This window comes from Silvimonas sp., from assembly GCF_031291215.1.
Classification (GTDB): domain Bacteria; phylum Pseudomonadota; class Gammaproteobacteria; order Burkholderiales; family Chitinibacteraceae; genus Silvimonas; species Silvimonas soli.
This window is the reverse complement of record NZ_JARLJK010000066.1, coordinates 121,360-140,003: the sequence shown is the minus strand read 5'-3', so window position 1 is coordinate 140,003 and position 18,644 is coordinate 121,360. Positions and strand designations below refer to the sequence as shown.

General features: G+C 59.8%; 15 protein-coding genes. 7 read left to right on the top strand and 8 right to left on the bottom strand.

Features of this window, described 5'->3' with window-relative positions:
* Nucleotides 1-6: 6 nt before the first annotated feature.
* Nucleotides 7-597: a malonic semialdehyde reductase gene (locus tag P4L78_RS08600; protein WP_309327632.1), complete on the top strand. Its 591-nt coding sequence runs from the start codon at nt 7-9 to the stop codon at nt 595-597.
* Nucleotides 598-696: 99 nt separating this feature from the next.
* On the opposite strand, the gene P4L78_RS08595 is transcribed toward P4L78_RS08600, so the two are convergent.
* Nucleotides 697-1,341, bottom strand: a complete 645-nt coding sequence (locus P4L78_RS08595) for a prolyl oligopeptidase family serine peptidase (RefSeq protein WP_309327631.1) — start codon at nt 1,339-1,341, stop codon at nt 697-699.
* Between the two features lie 77 nt (nt 1,342-1,418).
* Nucleotides 1,419-2,921 (bottom strand): amidohydrolase family protein, encoded by a 1,503-nt coding sequence (locus P4L78_RS08590; RefSeq protein ID WP_283147876.1) that lies wholly within the window; start codon nt 2,919-2,921, stop codon nt 1,419-1,421.
* A gap of 379 nt (nt 2,922-3,300) precedes the next feature.
* Between P4L78_RS08590 and P4L78_RS08585 the strand changes: the two genes are divergently transcribed.
* Nucleotides 3,301-4,686 carry an LLM class flavin-dependent oxidoreductase gene (locus tag P4L78_RS08585; RefSeq protein WP_283147877.1) on the top strand — a complete coding sequence of 462 codons (1,386 nt, stop codon included), beginning with the start codon at nt 3,301-3,303 and terminating at the stop codon, nt 4,684-4,686.
* A gap of 156 nt (nt 4,687-4,842) precedes the next feature.
* Nucleotides 4,843-5,877: an aliphatic sulfonate ABC transporter substrate-binding protein gene (locus P4L78_RS08580; RefSeq protein WP_309327630.1), complete on the top strand. Its 1,035-nt coding sequence runs from the start codon at nt 4,843-4,845 to the stop codon at nt 5,875-5,877.
* A gap of 81 nt (nt 5,878-5,958) precedes the next feature.
* Here the strand turns inward: P4L78_RS08580 and P4L78_RS08575 are convergent, their stop codons facing one another.
* The 3 genes from P4L78_RS08575 to P4L78_RS08565 are packed head-to-tail and all read right to left on the bottom strand — an operon-like array spanning nt 5,959 to nt 9,165.
* Entirely contained in the window at nt 5,959-6,954 is a 996-nt protein-coding gene (locus P4L78_RS08575) for an aldo/keto reductase (RefSeq protein ID WP_309327629.1), read from the bottom strand.
* A gap of 39 nt (nt 6,955-6,993) precedes the next feature.
* Nucleotides 6,994-7,752 (bottom strand): SDR family oxidoreductase, encoded by a 759-nt coding sequence (locus tag P4L78_RS08570; RefSeq protein ID WP_309327628.1) that lies wholly within the window; start codon nt 7,750-7,752, stop codon nt 6,994-6,996.
* 54 nt (nt 7,753-7,806) lie between these two features.
* Entirely contained in the window at nt 7,807-9,165 is a 1,359-nt protein-coding gene (locus P4L78_RS08565) for an LLM class flavin-dependent oxidoreductase (RefSeq protein ID WP_309327627.1), read from the bottom strand.
* A gap of 446 nt (nt 9,166-9,611) precedes the next feature.
* Between P4L78_RS08565 and P4L78_RS08560 the strand changes: the two genes are divergently transcribed.
* On the top strand, nt 9,612-10,544 hold the full coding sequence (locus P4L78_RS08560; protein ID WP_283147882.1) for a TauD/TfdA family dioxygenase: 933 nt from the start codon (nt 9,612-9,614) through the stop codon (nt 10,542-10,544).
* 84 nt (nt 10,545-10,628) lie between these two features.
* A complete protein-coding gene (locus P4L78_RS08555) occupies nt 10,629-11,981 on the top strand; it encodes an LLM class flavin-dependent oxidoreductase (RefSeq protein ID WP_309327626.1) in 1,353 nt (450 codons plus the stop codon).
* A gap of 130 nt (nt 11,982-12,111) precedes the next feature.
* Here the strand turns inward: P4L78_RS08555 and P4L78_RS08550 are convergent, their stop codons facing one another.
* Both P4L78_RS08550 and P4L78_RS08545 read right to left on the bottom strand, forming a co-directional pair.
* A complete protein-coding gene (locus P4L78_RS08550; RefSeq protein ID WP_309327625.1) occupies nt 12,112-13,227 on the bottom strand; it encodes a sigma 54-interacting transcriptional regulator in 1,116 nt (371 codons plus the stop codon).
* Between the two features lie 347 nt (nt 13,228-13,574).
* Nucleotides 13,575-14,597 carry a sensor domain-containing diguanylate cyclase gene (locus P4L78_RS08545; RefSeq protein WP_309327624.1) on the bottom strand — a complete coding sequence of 341 codons (1,023 nt, stop codon included), beginning with the start codon at nt 14,595-14,597 and terminating at the stop codon, nt 13,575-13,577.
* A 338-nt stretch (nt 14,598-14,935) separates the two neighbouring features.
* Between P4L78_RS08545 and P4L78_RS08540 the strand changes: the two genes are divergently transcribed.
* On the top strand, nt 14,936-16,123 hold the full coding sequence (locus tag P4L78_RS08540; protein ID WP_309327622.1) for an alpha/beta hydrolase: 1,188 nt from the start codon (nt 14,936-14,938) through the stop codon (nt 16,121-16,123).
* Here P4L78_RS08540 and P4L78_RS08535 read toward each other — a convergent pair.
* Nucleotides 16,120-17,034, bottom strand: a complete 915-nt coding sequence (locus P4L78_RS08535; protein WP_309327621.1) for a LysR family transcriptional regulator — start codon at nt 17,032-17,034, stop codon at nt 16,120-16,122. The genes P4L78_RS08540 and P4L78_RS08535 overlap by 4 nt on opposite strands.
* A 151-nt stretch (nt 17,035-17,185) precedes the next feature.
* Between P4L78_RS08535 and P4L78_RS08530 the strand changes: the two genes are divergently transcribed.
* Nucleotides 17,186-18,637, top strand: a complete 1,452-nt coding sequence (locus P4L78_RS08530; RefSeq protein WP_309327620.1) for an MFS transporter — start codon at nt 17,186-17,188, stop codon at nt 18,635-18,637.
* Nucleotides 18,638-18,644 lie beyond the last annotated feature (7 nt).

Below are 18,644 nucleotides of genomic sequence, written 5' to 3'. Positions count from 1 at the left end.
CACGCCATGACTGCACCGCTTGAATCAACCGCGCTGGACCAGTTGTTTCGCAACGCCCGCTCCATTCACCGCTTTACCGAGCGCCCGGTGAAGGCGGCCACGCTGCAGCAACTGTATGACCTGCTGAAATGGGGCCCGACCGGGTTTAACGCGCAACCGGCGCGCTATCTGTTCGTCGCCTCGGCCCAAGCCAAGGCGCAGCTGGAACCGGCCTTGTCGGCGGGCAACCGCGACAAAACACTCTCCGCGCCGGTGAATGTGATCGTGGCTTATGACACCCGCTTTCACGAGCATCTACCCAGCCAGTTTCCCGCATATGACGCCAAAGGCTTTTTTGATGGCGCGCCTGCGTGGATTGAACCCACGGCCCGCACCAACGCCACGCTACAAGCCGGGTATCTGTTTCTGGCAGCCCGAGCTCTGGGGCTGGATGTCGGGCCGATGTCCGGCTTCAAGCCCGATGTTGTCGACGCGGCGTTTTTCCCCGATGGTCGCTACAAGTCAATTTTGCTGGCCAACCTGGGTTATGGCGATCGCGCGGAACTGTCGCCACGCGGCCCACGGCTGGACTTTGCCGAAGTGGCGCAAGTGCTGTAACTCTGGCCGGGCTACGCGCCAACGCGGTTCGTGTAGCCCGACCTTGGCCTGTTGCCGCACGAGCCGGTTGCATGCGGCGGGCTCGTGCGGTCTTCGGGCTTACGCCGCGACCTGGCGCGGAGTTTGCGCCAGCCACTGCTGCAACTGCGCATTGCCGTAAACCTCATCGGCAATGAAATGATCGCCCTCGGGGATCAAGGTGAACTGGGCGTTGCCACCCAACGCCAGCAGTGTGTCGACCGCGCTGGCCGACTGATCTGGCGGCACCTTGTCATCCTGACCACCGTGAAACACCCGCACCGGCGTATCGACAAGACGGGACAGATCAATCTGGGGCACGCGACCGGAGACGACCACCAGACCGGCAAAGCGCTCGGGGTGCTCGCTGGCAATTTGCCACGCGCCCGCCGAACCCAGGCTAAAGCCGCTCAACACAACTTGTTCCGGGCGGATTGCATGTTGCAGCGCCAGTTGATCAATCAAGCCCAGCAATTCTGCCTGCCAGTCCGGCCAGGTGGTTTCTTCAGGAATCTGCAGCGCCAGCCAGTAGTACGGCAGGGCGGTTTGTGCGGCCACAAATTTGGGGAAGCCCCATGCCAGCAGTTTGCCCAGATCATTGCCGCGATCTTTGGCGCCATGTAAAAACACCACCAGCGGTGCGCGTGTGGACGGTGAAGCCGGGCGGGCAAATAAATAAGGCAATGTCGCCCGGCTAAAGGTGTGGCTGTAGTGTTCAATAGTCATGCGTATCTCCAGAGTCTGGCCACACGGCATCGGGCAGCGTGGCCAGCGATATTTGACGGGGCAGGGCGCTGCGCGGCTTAGCGGTGTGCCAGCTTCTTTTCGACTTCGGTGCCTTTGAAAAAGTCTGCCTTGGCTTCGGTGTAAAGCTTGTAGGGGTTCTCGAACACCAGCTTTTTGAAGTCGGCTTCAGTGATCACCTGTTCTTCTACCAAGTCCCAGCTTTCAGCCAGTGCCTCGGTCAGATCAGGCACATCCCAGTGGCCGACGTCGGACGAGTAGATGGCATTGACCTTGACCCCCAGTGGGTTGGCTTTTTCGTTGAAGGCGTGCGCGACGGTTCGGTCATCAGCTTCCGAACCAAAGAAGAAGTTATCCACCCAGCGTGACTTGATATCTTCCACACTCTCAATACCGGCGGCGGCAAAATCGTTGCGCTGCTCTGGGCCAGGTTGCTGGGCATCCAGCGTATAGCGTGCACCCAGGGTATCGCGGACCAGGGTTTCCGGGTCCAGCGAGCGGCCCTTGGTCAGATCACCACCATATTGTTCAAACAGTTTCACCAGCAAGTCGCGGTTCAATTCAGCCGGATCGTAATTGCGCAGACCTTCCGGATTGCGTTTGTGCCAGCGATCCACCAGATGTGTAAACACGCGGGCGCCCCAGTCCGCACCGCCTTCCAGCAAACCCACGCGCAGCTTGGGAAAGCGCCGGGTTACGCCACCAAAGAACAGCGCTTTGGCAAAGGCTTCGGAGGCATCGGCAAAATGGCCGATATGGTTGTTCATGTAGTTGCTGATCGAATTGCGCCCCACCCAACCCTGACTGCCGTAATGCGTGGTGACGGGCACGCCCAGCTCCACCGCGCGGGCCCAGAACGGGTCGTAGTCAAATTCGCTGTCCAGGCCGTAAAAATCAATGTAGGAGGCGTATTTGGCGACCTTTTTGAAGTCTTCGGCACTCAGTTGATCTTGCACCGCCTTGATCGGGCGCCGCACACCACCAGAGATATTGATAACCTTCAAACCCAGTGTGTTGATGGCAAAGTCGAGTTCATCCAGCCCTTCTTGCGGCGTATGCAGCGGAATACCTGCAACCGGCGTCAGTCGGTCGGCATAAGGGCGATACAGATCGGCGTGATAGTGGTTGATGGCGCGTTGCAAGGTGCGGCGGGCGTCATCGCTGCGCGCGGCCAGCGGCGACAACACATTGTTGGGGAACAGGATCGAGTAATCCGAACCTTGCTCGGCCTGGCGCTGGTACAGCAGCTCTGGCAAGTGGTAAGTCGCGACATCGTAGGTATTGCGCGTGACCCGCGCCCACCACGGCTGGCGGAAAGTACGGTTGTCGCGGCGCTGTTGTTCGGTCTGGTTGAACCAGTCCTTGCCATTGCTTTCGGAACGCGTGCGCTCCAGGCTCGCCCGGCGGAATTCATCCACCAGCGCGCTGCCGCCGTATTGCGCGACGTAGTCTTCCAGCGCGGGTGTGTAGTCGTTGGTATGAACATCGGTATCGATCACCGGGTGATCAAGACGGGCGTGGACGGCAGCAGAGCGTGATTCCAGTTTGACTGGGGCGTTCATGGTTTGAGGTCTCCATGTTGCAAGGCGATAAGTTGGCTGGTTCAAACAAGTACCGGGCTCTTTGGGCATAAAGCGTGCCAGCCTCCAACCTCGCCATTTCCGGTCGCTCCAGCGCTTGGGCCGCTATCTGGCTGTGCGATTTCCCGCAATTTACGGCCCGCTATGTGGGGGTGCTGTAACAAACGGGACACTCGCAAGCGCTCGCCCGCCAACCCGACTCCCCACTTGCGGCCAGCGGCTGCTATGCCCAGGCAAGGCTCGCTGCGGCTTGCCCGCCACGGGCCAATTACGTCACGCCAGCTGGAACGCTCCTTGCTGAATCATCTGCTGACAGCCTGCCCGCGCGTGGCGGCAGGCGAGACCTGACAGGACAATCAGCATGAGCAAACGCAACGACAAACTGCGCCTGGGCGCTTTTCTGCAAGTCACCGGCCACCACGTGGCTGCCTGGCGCCATCCGCAAGCCCAGGCCGATGCCGGGATCAACTTCAGCCATTACAAAGCGGTGGCGCAACTGGCGGAAAGCGCCAAATTTGACGCCATCTTTCTGGCTGACGGAGTGGGCATCCGCACTCGCGCTGATCAGCCCGGCGCGTTGGGACGCGACGGGAAAAGCGCCACCTTCGAGCCGCTGACTTTGTTTTCGGCTCTTTCTGCGGTGACCGAACACATTGGCTTCATTGCCACGGCGTCCACCTCTTACAACGAGCCTTATCATCTGGCCCGGCAATTTGCCTCGCTGGATCATCTGTCAGATGGCCGTGCGGGCTGGAATGTCGTGACTTCGGGAACAGAGGTTGAAGCGCAGAACTTCAATCGCGATCATCACTTCGAACATGCCGAACGCTATGAGCGGGCCGGGGAGTTCGTCGATGTGGCGCGTGGTTTGTGGGATAGCTGGGAAGACGATGCCTTTCTGCGTGACAAAACCAGCGGCGTGTTTTTTGATCCGGACAAACTGCATACGCTCAACCACAAGGGCAAACATTTCTCGGTCCAAGGGCCGCTTAACGTGTCGCGCCCGGTGCAGGGGTATCCGGTGATCGTGCAGGCCGGGTCATCCGAGCCGGGTAAAGAGCTGGCAGCGCGTACGGCTGAAGTCATCTTTACCGCATGGCAAACGCTGGAAGAAGCTCAAGCGTTTTACGCCGATGTCAAAGGGCGGCTGGCACGCTACGGGCGGCATGTGGATGATCTCAAAGTCATGCCTGGCGTCTTTCCGGTGATCGGGCGCACCGAAGCAGAAGCACAAGAGAAATACCAGTTGCTGCAAGACCTCATCCACCCGGCGGTGGGGTTATCGTTGTTGTCCAATCTGTTCGGGGGCACCGATCTGTCTGGTTACGATCTGGATGCGCCGCCGCCCGAATTCCCGCAGGACACCAATGGCAGCAAGAGCCGGCTCAAGCTGGTGCGTGATCTGGCCGAGCGCGAAAACCTGACCTTGCGCCAGCTATATGAGCGCATCGCTGGCGCACGCGGCCACTGGACGGTGGTTGGCACGCCAGAAACCATCGCCGACCAGTTGCAGTTGTGGTTTGAAAACGGCGCGGCGGATGGCTTTAACGTGATGCCGCCGTGGCTGCCGGGCGGCCTGCAGGAGTTCATCGACCTGGTGGTGCCGGTGCTGCAACAGCGCGGCTTGTTCCGCACTGAATACGAAGGCAACACCCTGCGGGAGAACCTGGGACTGAGCCGTCCGCAGAATCAGTTTAAAAAATCGAATCAAGCTGAGCAGATCGAGGCGGTGTCGCAAGCAGCGTGATCCGCCCCCGCTCGGGTGAGCCTGCTGCGGTATCCAGCGCGATACGACGGCGGGGTTCACCCGGTTTTTAGTTTGGTTCTATCCGATATTCTCTATTTTCATGCGGAACACCCACTTATGCTTCCAACGTTTTCTCGCTGGGTTTTGGCCATACTTATGGCTGCCGGGCTGGCCCAGTTCAGTGCCGCAGCAGAACAGCCGACAGTGATCCGCTTTGGCGTTTCCACCGCTGGTTTCGGCAACCCGCCCAAAGTGAACACTAGCTGGCTGGCCGTAGCCCAGCGCGATCAATACCTGGAGCAAGAGTTCAAGAACGACGGTATCAAGATTGAATGGGTGTTCTTCAAGGGGCAAGGGCCAGCCGTGAACGAGGCTTTATCCAACAACCAGCTTGATTTCACCACGTTGGGCGATCTGCCGTCGTTCATCGGCCGTTCGGTCGGGCTGGATACGCGGCTGGTACTGGTTAGCAGTCGCGGCGGGCGCAGCTATATTGCCGTGCATCCAGGTTCGGGCATCAACAAGGTTGAAGACTTGCGCGGCAAGCGGGTGGCATTTAACAAAGGCACCGCGTCACAGTTGCTGGTCGACCGCATTCTGGCTGAACACGGTATGACCGAGAGCGACCTGAAAGTAGTGAATATGGAACCCTCGACCTACACCGCGGCATTCATTGGTGGCAATGTCGATGCCATTTTCGGCTCACTGGATATTCTCGGTTTGCAAAGCCGCGGTTTGGCCAAGGTGATCTATTCCAGCAAGGGCGACCCCGCCGTCGCGTCGGCCTCACATGTGCTGGTAAACCAGAAATTTGCCGCCCAATACCCGCAAATCACCGAGCGGGTGGTCAAGGCGCTGGTCAAAGCGGTGCAGTGGGCGTCCGCACCGCAGAACACCGATGCCGTGTTCAAACTCTGGACGCAGATCGGCTATCAGCCGGAAGCGGTCTATCGCGAAGAGTTCTCCGGTGACACCCTGGCCGCACGGCTCTCACCGCTGTTTGACGCCTATGCGCTCGCCCGCAATAAACAGGGAGTGCAAGATGCCTACCGCTTCAAGCTGATCCGCAAGCCGTTTGATGTAGACCAGTGGATTGATCGGCGCTATCTGGACGCCGCGCTTAAAGAACTCAAGCTGGAAAACTACTGGGTGCCACAGGATGCCAACGGCAAGCAGATCTCCAGCCGTTAATGTCGAGTAAAAAAACGCCGCGCCGGGTGCATCCATTATCGGATCACACCCGGCGCGGCGTATTGGGTTGAACCGCTTGCGTTAGCGCGCCGCGTCTCCACGGCGATATTCGGCGCTGATGTCATCGAATCGCTGTTTGACGTGCGGGTCCAGCTGGAGTGAGACCGCCGCCAGGGTGGCATCCAGTTGCTCCGGGCGGCTGGCCCCAATCAGCGGGGCCGTGATGGCCGGATTGGCCAGAACCCAGGCCAGCGCCGCCGTGGCGAGCGGTATACCAGCCTCATCCGCGACCGCCTGTAATTGGCCCACGGTATTGAACTCCCGCTCATGCCAGTAGCGGTCTTGATAACGCTCAGCGGCGTTGCCCAAGGTAAAGCGTGACCCTTGCGTGGGCTCGCCAGACCGATGCTTGCCGGTCAGCAGACCACCCGCCAGCGGGTTATACGGGATCACGGCCAGCCCTTCTTCTTGCGCCAGGGGTAGCAGCTCACGCTCGATTTCGCGAAACAGCAAGTTATAGCGCGGCTGTACCGATACAAAGCGCTGCAGGCGCTGGGCTTCTTGCTTGCCCAGTGCGCGAGCCAGCCGGTATGCCAGGAAATTGGATACCCCGACATACCGGACCTTGCCGCTGCGCACCAGATCATCCAGTGCCCGGATGGTTTCATCCAGCGGTGTGTCCGGGTCGTCAGAGTGCAACTGGTACAGATCGATATAGTCCGTGCCCAGCCGTTTGAGAGAAGCTTCCACCGCACTCAGCAAATGCTTGCGCGAGGCACCCTGATCCCAGGCATTCGGCCCCACTTTGCCGACTGCTTTGGTCGCAAGCACAAAATCGTGGCGCCGATGCTTGAGCCAGTTACCGACAATTTCTTCCGTTCGGCCCACCGTTTCCAGACTGCCGCCCAGAGGGTAAACGTCGGCGGTGTCGATCAGGTTGATTCCCGCTGCCGCCGCCCGATCCAGAATGCGAAAAGAGGTTTCGGCATCGGTTTGCAGACCAAATGTCATGGTGCCCAGCGCCAGGCGCGAGACGGTGAGGCCGGTATTGCCAAAGCGGGTTGTGGGAATGGACATGGGGTTCTCCAGATACGTCAGGTGAAAACTTCGCCAGCTTCAATAATGGATGGTGCCTGGACTGCCGCCACCAACCGCAATGGCATCACCATTGATGGCTACACTGCGCGGCGAGGCCAGAAACGCCACGATGTCTGCAACTTCGCCCGCGTCGACAATGCGGCCAATGGTGTTGCCAGATGCCGCGCGCGCCGCAGCCGCACTGTCAGTGCGCTCGGTGCGGGTTAAACCAGGATGCACTGCCACCACATTAATGCCTTGCGGGCCCAGCTCATCTGCCAGGTTTTTGGTCACCGCCGCTACGCCCACGTTGCGCAAGGTTGCCACTGGCCGCCCGGTGCGGTGAATCGCCAAACCACCAATATTGATAATACGCCCCCAGCCATTGGCCAACAGGTGCGGTGCCACTGCCCGCGCGGTCCGCAGATAGCCGATCACCTTGATGTCGATATCCAGCAAGGCTTCGGCATCGATCACTTCAGCGATACCCGTGGCGGTTGAAATACCGCCCGGCAGCGCAGCGGCGTTGACCAGAATATCCACTCCGCCCAGCGCTTCAACCGCGTGGGCAATCAGCGCGTTCACCGAATCGTTGCTGCCGGTATCCGTCACCACCGGCACAATCGTGCGCCCCGTCAGCGCCGCCAGCTCTTTGGCAGTGGCTTGCAAGGCCTCCTGGCCACGCGCGGCGATCACCACATCAGCGCCTTCCAGCGCCAGTTGCCGGGCGATAGCCTTGCCTATGCCGCGACTCCCGCCGGTGACAATCGCGCGTTTTCCTTGAAGTTGCAGGTCCATCAGATGCTCCAGAAGTTTGCGGCCAAACGCCTGTCTGGCCGCGCAGACAAGTGATCAGGCACGCAGGCGTTCTTCGCCTGATTGCGCGTAGCGGCTGAGCGGACGTGGCAAGCCCAGATTTTCACGCAAGGTTTTGCCGGTGTATTCAGTGCGGAACAAGCCACGCTTTTGCAGTTCCGGAATGACCAGATCAACAAACTCGTTGAGTGACTGTGGCAGTACCGGCGGCATGATATTGAAACCGTCGGCGGCCTCGTTTTCGAACCATGCCTGGATTTCGTCGGCGATGCTGGCTGGGGTTCCTACCACTACGCGATGCCCGCGTGCCCCGGCCAGGCTTTCGTATAACTGTCGCAGGGTCAGGTTGTCACGGCGCGCCAGTTCGGATACCAGCGCAAGGCGGCTGGTATTGCCGTTGGTTTGCGTGGCAAAAGCGGGTAACGGGCCGTCCAGGTCGGACTGGCTGAGGTCTACATCCGGGAAAAACCGTTGCACTATCGATATCCCGACAGCAGGGTGAATCAGGTCCTGCAACTCGCGATAGCGGGCTTCGGCTTCTTCCTGGGTGCGTCCGATCACCGGCGACAAACCCGGCATGATCTTCAGCTCGTCCGGGTTGCGGCCATATTTGGCCAGACGTCCTTTAACGTCGCGATAAAACGTCTGGGCTTCTTCCAGGGTTTGCCAGGCAGTAAAGATGACTTCGGCGGTACGCGCCGCCAGTTCACGCCCGGCTTCGGACGCGCCGGCCTGCACAATCACCGGATAACCCTGTGGTGGTCGCGAGATATTGAGCGGACCGGTGACGGAAAAATGCTTGCCCTGGTGATCGAGCGTATGCAGTTTGTCCGCGTCAAAATAAACGCCGCTGGTTTTGTCGCGCAGGAAAGCGTCGTCGTCAAAGCTGTCCCACAGGCCTTTGACCACATCGAGGAATTCCTCGGCGCGCTCGTAACGCAGCGCATGTGCCAGGTGTTCGGCCTTGCCAAAGTTACCGGCGGCGGCTTCATTGCCGGTGGTAACCACGTTCCACGCCGCACGTCCTTTGGATAAATGATCCAGCGAGGCAAATTTTCGGGCCAGCAAATATGGCTCGTTGTAGGTGGTGGAGTCGGTGGCGACAAAGCCGATGTGGCGGGTGGTTGCCGACAGCGCCGCAAACAAAGTTACCGGCTCGAAATGGGCGATACGGCCATAGCGGCCGCGGGCTTCGTTGTCACCGCGTTCATAAATGCCCGGGCTGTCGGCCAGAAACACCAGATCAAACTTGCCGCGCTCGGCGGTCTGCGCCACTTCCTGGTAGTGGTCGATGTTGGTTCCGGAGTCCGCTTGCGAACCCGGATGCCGCCACGCGGCGATGTGATGACCAGTGGCCTGGATAAAAGCACCAAGGTGCAGTTTGCGTTCACTCATTGACTCATGCTCCACAGGACGGTGCTGGCCAGACGGATGGGCCCGTTGCCAGATTGAGGACTGTTAGTACGGTGACGGTGAGGCCAGCCGGTTATGGTTTTTTGGGATCGGGGCTGGTGTTCAAGTCATCGCTTCTGAGCAGAAGTCATGCCAGCGTAGCAGGCACTGGGTAATCCGGGCGCCAGAGGCAGTGGCTGGGCGCATTGCCAGCAATCTGGCGCGCAGGCTGTGCGAAATCAGCCAGTCAAACCGGCCACCTAAAGAGTTGCCACTGTTTGAAATCGCGCAATTTGCTGCGTCAACTGTGCGGCCACATACATCCCGACACGGCAATACCTTGGCTGGGTGCGGGTTGGCGTGCTGGCACGGTTTCTGCAGAGACACGTCATGAGTAAAAATTCTAAAGCTCTTTCGTTTTATCCAAGTAGTGCATAAGGACACCACACATGACCGCTGTTTCTACCCTGACCACACCTCTGGCGCAGGCTTTTCACAAACTGGCTAAGCTGGACCGCCCGGCAATCCAGACCCCGGCCGACGTCAGCATTAGCGCAACGGGTGGGCCGCTGGGCGCAGTCGTAACCGGGCTGGATGCGAATCGCCCGCTCTCGTCCGATCTGGTCTTGCGTCTAAAGCAGGCGCTGGATAACCATCACATTCTGATTTTCAAACAGCAGCAGTTGAACGACGATCACTTCCTGGCCTTCAGCACCTACTTTGGATCGGTGTTCCGGCCGCCGGAAGATATCCCGGTGCTGGCTTCCGGCACTGGCGGCACCCCGCCCGATGTGGTGCCGGTCTCCAATCAGGATGGCGGCTACACCGGAAGCGGCGAACTGACCCCGCATATTGACCACCAGTGGACGCCGCTGCCGTCGGCAGGCTCGCTGCTGTATGCACTGGAAGTCCCGCAAAGCGGTGGCAGAACCAGTTGGTACAACATCGCCCGGGCATACGCCGATCTGGACGAAGCCACCCGCAACGAAATTGACCAGCTGCAACTCATTACCTACAACCCGTTTACTCATCCCCGTGACCTGCCGCGCCGCTTGTATCGCACGCCGGATCTGACTCCGACCAGCCATGGCTTTCCGCATCCGCTGGTACGTACTCATCCGTCCAGCGGCAAGAAGGTGCTGTTTCTGAGCACCCATACCGAGGTCGAGCTGCCTGGTATTGACCCGCAGCACGGACAGGCGCTGATCGCCCGTCTGCGTCAGCATCTGCAGAACCCCAAGTACCGCTACGAGCATGACTGGGAAGTGGGCGACATCGTGTATTGGGACAACCAGGCCACCTTGCATTCGCGTACCGCTTTTTCGCCCGAAGAGCGTCGCGTGCTCAAGCGCGTGAGCCTGGCGGGCAGCCGTCCGTTTTAAGCAAAGAACCGCATGCCTCACATGCTTCTGATCTGCATTGGGCTGCCCGTTAAAGCGGGCCGCTAAAACCATGGAAAAATTCCAATGAGCCAACGACAACTGAAACTGAATGCCTTCCTGATGACCGCAGGCCATCACGTAGCCGCATGGCGCCACCCTGATTCCCGCGCCGATGGCGGCATCCGGTTTGATCATTTCAAACAGATCGCCCAGGCGGCCGAGCGGGCCAAATTCGACGCCGTATTCTTTGCCGACAGCGCAGCGGTCTGGAACGGGGGTCCTCAGCAAGAAGCACAAAGCCGCGGCGCGCAGTCCGATCACTTTGAACCAGTGACACTGTTATCCGCACTGGCCGCCGTGACCGAACACATCGGGCTGATTGCCACTGTCACCACGACCTATAACGAGCCCTATCATCTGGCGCGCAAATTTGCCTCGCTCGATCACCTGAGTAATGGCCGCGCTGGCTGGAATCTGGTGACTTCTGCCAATGCAGCCGAAGCGTTCAACTTTGGTCTGGATGCACACGTAGCCCACGCGGATCGCTATGCCCGTGCCGAGGAATTTATCGACGTGGCCACCGGCTTGTGGGATAGCTGGGAAGACGACGCGTTCATTCGTGACAAAGCTTCCGGCGTGTTTTTTGATCCGGAACGACTGCATGTGCTGGACCATCAGGGCAAGCATTTCCGGGTGCGCGGGCCGTTAAATGTTGCTCGTCCGGTGCAGGGATACCCGGTGATCGTGCAGGCGGGTTCCAGCGAGCCCGGCAAGGAGCTGGCGGCGCGTACCGCCGAGGTCATCTTTACTGCGCAACTCACGCTGGAAAACGCCCAGGCGTTTTATCGAGACGTGAAAGGCCGCCTTGCCAAATATGGCCGCAGCCCGGACGAGCTGAAAATTCTGCCGGGGATTTTTCCGGTGGTGGGCCGGACCCGCGAAGAAGCCCAGGCCAAATACAAGGCACTGCAGGAGTTGATCCACCCTTCGGTGGGCCTGGCGTTGTTGTCCGGCATGCTGGGAGGGTTTGACCTGACTGGTTACGCGCTGGACGGCCCGTTGCCAGAACTGCCGGAAAGCAACGGCGGCAAGAGCCGACAGTCGTTGCTGATTGACCTGGCGCGGCGCGAAAACCTGACCATTCGCGAGCTTTATCTGCGTATTTCGGGCGCACGCGGCCATCTGACGCTGGTAGGCACCGGAGAAGAGATCGCCGATCAATTGCAACTGTGGTTCGAGAACGAGGCGGCCGACGGTTTCAACGTCATGCCTCCCACCTTGCCGGGTGGTCTGGACGACTTCATCGAGCTGGTACTACCGGAACTGCGTCGGCGCGGTTTATTCCGGGCCGAGTACGAAGGCACAACCCTGCGCGAGAGCCTGGGTCTGGCGCGGCCTGTGAATCGCTATACAACCCCAGCGGCGATTGCGGCTTGATTGACCGATGAAATAACACCGGGCGGCACAGTTCGCGCGGCCCGGTGTTATTGAGCAGATTGGTATTAGTGGAAAAGCGAAATGGTGATGCCGAAGTACCGTCAGCTTGATCAGATGGAGCTAGACCCAGTTAGATGGCTCTGGCGAGATTGGCAATGGACCAGGTCTGCTCGCTGTACAGCGCCGGCGCAGGCGCGGCGGGCTGCAACAAGCCATGCCGTTTCATCAGCGTACGCAAAGCATGCCGCGAAATCCCCAACGATTCGGCCGTGCGGACCTGATTGAACTGGTGGCGCGACAACGCGGTGCGCACAATCAGCAGCTCCATCCGGGTAAACAAATCGGGCGTGGCGGCGTTCAACATTTTTTCTAGCGCCACGCCAATCTCGGCATCCGGATCGGCTGAGTGCGTTGGCGTTGGCTCAATGGAGGGTGTCGCGAGGTCTTGCTCCAGCAACAGGTGTTCCTGGCGAATTTCACCGCCGTGCGCCAGCAGCAAGGCGGCGTGGATAACGTTTTCCAGTTCGCGGATATTGCCGGGCCAGCCATGTTGCAGCAGCAGCGTTTTCAGTTCCGCACTCAACCGGGGAACCGCTTGCCCCAGCCGGGCGCAATAGTGGTTCAGGAAGTAATCAGCCAGCGGCAGAATGTCTCCCACGCGCGAGCGCAAGGGCAGCACCGGCAGCGTAATGATATTGATGCGGTACAACAGATCACGCCGGAAGCGCCCGGCCAGAACGGCGGCTTGCAGGTCAACGTTGGTGGCGGCGACGATCCGCACGTCGATGGGAATCGGTTTGCGCGCGCCAACCCGCACCACTTCTTTTTCTTGCAGCACGCGTAGCAGCCGCGTTTGCAAAATCAATGGCAACTCGCCAATTTCATCCAGAAACAAGGTGCCACCCTGCGCCGCTTCAAAGTAGCCTTCGCGCTGGCGCAGCGCTCCAGTAAATGATCCGGCTTCATGCCCAAAAAACTCGCTTTCGGCCAGCGCTTCGCTGATCGCACCGCAATTGACCGCCACAAACGGGCCTTTGCGCGCGCTGGTTTCATGCAGCCGCCGCGCCAGGATTTCTTTACCGGTGCCGGTTTCGCCCACGATCAGCACCGGTGCTTCGCTGGGGCCAACGCGCGCCAGCATATCGAACAAGGCGTGGGATGCAGGATCAGAAAACACCACGGCTTTGGCCCGCTGGGCGGGGACGTCAGGTGTATGCAGCGTGAGAATCGGAACGTTGGCAGACATGTTGGCTCCTCGCAAACAGGGGCAAAACGCATGTTCAAAGCAAAGCGGCTGAATAGCGTTTGAAATCAGCCCTTGATGCGGCGAAGGCGGTGGTGCGCCAGCCGAGCCAACTCACTGTAGCGTAACTTTTTAATAACTTAAATGAATTTAATATTCATTTGTTATTACTATTTTGTTTTTCCTGGAGTGGTTTGAAGCGAATGACCAGCCATCCGCGGCAATTCGGGACTGTTTAGGTCAGAGAGAAGAGGGCAGGTATCGGCCGGCAATCAAACCAGCGGGGCTGGCGTGCCCGATCAGCGAACCGGTATGCGCCTTGGGTAAATAACCCGCGGGCGCAAGCGGGCTCAGGGATTGGCTGGGGCTGGCAAGCGGCGGGCCTGTTTGACTTTGTACATCGCTGCATCCGCTTCGCTCAGCGCGTCCCACGGATTGCGAAAGGCCGGGTCTACCGCGATCGCGCCGACACTGGCACCGGCGTAGTCGAACGTTGCATTCGTCGTGGTGATGCTGGCCCGCGTTACGTCAAATAGCCGCGACTTGAAGGTGCCTAGTGCGTCGTCTACCGATTCGCCAAGGTGCGGACCCAAGCCAACGGCAACAAATTCGTCGCCACCGATACGCGCCAGCAGATCGCCAGCGCGCACGGCTTGCAGCAACTGGGTGGCGATTTGCCGCAGCACCGCGTCGCCGGCCTCATGCCCATAGTTGTCGTTGATTTGTTTGAAATGATCCAGATCGACAAAGCCCAACAGCACATATTGTCCGGCGCGCTGGGCCGCCGCAAACATGCGTTGCAGTTCGTTCATCAAGGCGCGGCGATTGGGCAAGCCGGTCAGCACATCGGTCAGCGCCATGACGGCAAGATCGGTGTTGCGCTGTTTTAGCTCATCCAGCAATGATTCACGCTGAATATGCTGGGCAATCAGTTTGGCAAAAAACGCCACGATGCGGTCGGTGCCGACATCGACCGATTTCTGGTCCGAACTGGCCGCACACAAAGTGCCATGGAGGTCACCGGTTGCGGTGTGAATGGGCACGCTCAGATAGGTACGGATACCCAGTTCGCGCGCCGCGTCCGAATCGCCCCAGCAATCACTGACGTTGTCGGTGAACTGGCGACCTTCATCCAGCGAGCGCTTGCACAGGGTGTCTTCCCACGGCACTGACAGACCTTCAGGAATGACCAGGTGCCCGGTGTTGCGGGAAAACTGGATATGTTGCAGCCCTTGCGACAGATCGATGGTCGTGAGATAGGCCGATTCAAGCCCGGTGATGGCGACCAGCATCTCCAGCAATTGCCGGGTCAGGTCTTCCAGGGTTTCCGCCTCGTTGACGGATTCAGATAGCTGGAGCAAAAGTGGATTCACTGCCGGCTCCCTTGCGACGAGTAAAAATGATGAGGTAAGGCCGTCGACCTGCAGCCGGGACGCCAGTGTTGCGCCAGGCCCGGTTCAGTCAGCGCGATGAACAAGCCGCAATGGTTCGGCGTTGTTGTGACGGCACCAACGGCAAAGGCCTGACAGTGTTGACAGATTCTCGCATATGCCAGGAGTATTTAAAATAAACGCCGAAGGTACTGTGCCAAAGCGTGGGGTTGGCGCAATGGCAGCATGTTTTGGTGCCGTTATAAATCGCCAGGCTGCAGCCAGCGAAAAGATCATCTCGACAAAAATATCAGGCTGGGTAGGTCTATCCATTAGGGAGAATGGCTTTGCGGTTACTGCGCAATACACTCGTTGGCCTGCTGACTTTGTTTGCTGGGCTGGCTACATCGGTGGCGCTGGCTGCCGCGTCGCCGCCCACTTCGGTTGCGTCTGCGGCCGATGCCACGCGGCCAATGTCGCGCGAACAAGTTACCCGCATTCTCGACAGCAACCGCCAGATACTGTTACCGCAGGGCGTGAACGAGCAGGTCAAATTGCGTATCGGCGGCATTGATCAATGGGTATCGATCCGCGGCAAGGACAAGCGTAATCCCGTTCTGCTATTCCTGCATGGCGGCCCGGCTGCTCCGGCCATGCCCGAGGCCTATACCTTCCAGACGCCGTGGGAAGACTACTTCACCGTGGTGCAATGGGACCAGCGCGGCGCTGGCAAAACCTGGCGGGCCAATACCGAACAAGCCATGACGCCGGGCATGAACGTTGCCAGCATGACGGACGACGCGGCACAACTGGTGCAGTACCTGCGTACGCGCTTTGGCAAGCAGAAGATATTTCTGCTGGGACATTCCTGGGGCTCAATTCTGGGCGTCGAGTTGGCGCAACGGCATCCTGAGTGGTTCTACGCCTATATCTCGACCGGGCAGGTGGTGAACGGGCGGCGCAATGAAGAGGTGGGTTATAACTTCGCGCTGCGCCAGGCCAGGGCCGAAGGCAATGCCACCGCGATTCGCGAACTGGAAGCAATGGCACCTTATCCGGGCACCGGCAAAATGAGCCTTGAGCGGATCGGCATGCGCAGCAAATGGGAGATGTACTACGGCGGGCTGGCGTGGGGTCGCAAGGATTACCAGTTTGACGTGGATGCCGAGGAACTGTCGCCCGACTACAGCCGCGCCGACCTTGATGCCATCGACAAAGGCAGCCTGTATTCACTGGGCTACTTGCTGGAGCCCATGCTGGCCTCAAACTTCGATCAAGTTACCCACTTTGGCTGCCCGGTGATTGTCTACGTGGGGGCGCATGACTACACCACGCCGCACGAACTGGCCGAGGAATGGTTTTCACATATCACCGCGCCATCCAAGCGGCTGGTCAGTTTTGCCGACTCCGCCCACATGATGATGCAAGAACAGCCCGGCCGCTTCCTGGTTCATCTGATTACCGATGCCCTGCCGTTTGCGCAGCAGGCGGGCGATGCCGCGCCAGCTGAAGTGGTGCGCGATCACTAAGGCGTCCAAGTTTCGCCCAGTTGCTCTGCGCAGACCTCACGCACACAGTCGCGTAACCAGCGATGCGCCGGGTCGGCATCCATGCGCGGGTGCCAGAGCATCGATACCGTAAATACCGGGATGCTCACCGGCAGATCAAAACTGAACATATCGGCACGCAGGCTGCCGGTGTGGCGTTCGGGCACGCTGGCGATCAGATCAGTCGCCCGGGCCAGAGTCAGCGCCGTGGCAAAGCCGCCGACAATGGTGGCGATATCGCGCTCCAGCCCCAAGGTCTGTAATGCGTCATCAATCGGCCCGCGATCTTGCTCGCGCCGCGATACCAGCACATGCCGACCTGCAGCGTAGTTCTCCGGCGTGATTTCGCCCTGGCTGAGCGGATGCCCGGCGCGCACCACGCCCACAAAGCGGTCGCGAAACAGTGCGCGAGTGCGGATTTCCGGACTGGTGCTGGTCCCGGCGACCCCGGTTTCCAGATCAACTGATCCGTCGCGCAGCGGCGTACTGTCTTTGCTGGTTTTGGCCACAAAGCGCAGCCGCACGCCAGGCGCTTGCTCATTAATCCGGGCAATCAGCCCCGGCCCGAAACTCTCGATAAAACCCTCACTTGTGCGCAGCGTGAAGCGTCGCACCAACCGCTTCAGGTCCAGGTTTTCTGCCGGCCGCAGCACGGCTTGCGTTTCTTGTACCAACTGGCCAACCCGCTCGCGCAGTTCCAGCGCGCGCGGCGTGGGCACCAGTCCACGCCCGGCGCGCACCAGCAACGGGTCTCCCGTCGTTTCACGCAGGCGCGCCAACGCCCGACTCATGGCCGATGGGCTCAGATGCAGGCGCTTGGCGGCGCGGGCGACATTGCCTTCCGTCAGCAGCACATCAAGGGTAAGCAACAGGTTCAGATCGGGTCCGGGCATGCATTGACCATAGCACAGGCCCATCGTGGCATGGCGTTATACGCATGAATGAAGTGCAAATGGTGCGTCTTCCGCCATGTTTGGCTAGGGGTTACCTTGATAACAACGCTCTCCCGTCGGGAGTTCCCCTTTCCGGATCAAGGAGATCGCCTTGCAACCAGTCAGTCCCCCAGCGGATGTCGTGACCGCTGCCAGTACCTCCCTGACCCCCGCCGCGCGCTGGGCATTGGTCAGCCTGTCGTTATCAATGCTCATGCCTTCACTGGACACCAGCATCGCCAATGTGGGTTTGCCAACCCTGGCCGTGGCGTTCAGCGCTCCTTTTCAGCAAGCGCAGTGGATCGTGCTGGCTTATTTACTGACTATTACCGCATTGATTGTCAGCGTCGGGCGGCTTGGCGACCTGGTTGGCCGCCGTCGGCTATTGCTGATGGGCATCGTTATTTTTACTACCGCCTCGTTGTTGTGCGGACTGGCACCAACGCTGGTTTCGCTGATCGCCGCCCGCGCATTGCAGGGGTTGGGGGCGGCAATCATGCTGGCGCTGACCATCGCTCTGGTTGGCGAAACCGTACCCAAGGCCAGAACCGGCGGTGCCATGGGCTTGCTCGGCACGATGTCGGCCATCGGCACTACGCTTGGTCCGTCGCTCGGCGGCTTGCTGATTGCAGGACTGGGCTGGCGCAGTATTTTTCTGGTCAATCTACCGTTGGGTTTGCTCAACTTTTTGCTGGCTGCCCGTTATTTGCCGGCGGATCAGCCCAAGGATCAGCCAAGACGGCAGCGTTTTGATCATGCGGGCACATTGCTGCTGGCATTGACCCTTGCTGCATATGCGCTCGCCATGACCATGGGACGCGGCCATTTTGGTCCGCTCAACATCGCGTTGTTGCTGGTTGGGGCGTTGGGGGCTGGTTTGTTTGTGCTGGTTGAAAACAAAGTCGCCGCGCCGCTGATGCGGCTGGCCATGTTCCGCGATCCGGCATTCAGCGCAAGCCTGGCCATGAACGTGTTGGTGCCAACGGTGATGATGGCGACACTGGTGGTCGGGCCGTTCTATCTGTCGCGCGCGCTGGGGCTGAGCGCGGCTCTGGTCGGGGGCGTGATGTCAATCGGGCCACTGATCTCCGCCCTAAGTGGGGTGCTGGCTGGGCGCGTGGTCGACCGCTGGGGCGCATCAGCGGTTGTCATGGCTGGCTTGGGTGAAATGGCACTCGGAGCTTTAGCGCTGGCCACGTTGCCGACGCTGTTCGGCCTGGCAGGCTATATCGTCGCCATTGCTGTGCTGACGCCGGGATATCAGCTGTTCCAGGCGGCCAATAACACCATGGTCATGCTGGAAGTGCCGCCTAATCAGCGCGGCGTCGTTTCCGGCATGCTCAGCCTGTCGCGCAATCTCGGGCTGATTTCCGGCGCATCAGTTATGGGGGCGATATTTGCGATGGCTACCGCGACCAGCGATATCACCGCCGCGCATCCCGCTGCGGTTGCCACCGGCATGCAACTGACCTTTGCGGTGGCGGCGGGGCTGATCGTAGTTGCGATTGCTATCGCGCTGGCCAGCCGGGCGCTGGTCCGCCGCTCCGGGCTGTCCGCGCAATGATGAACAT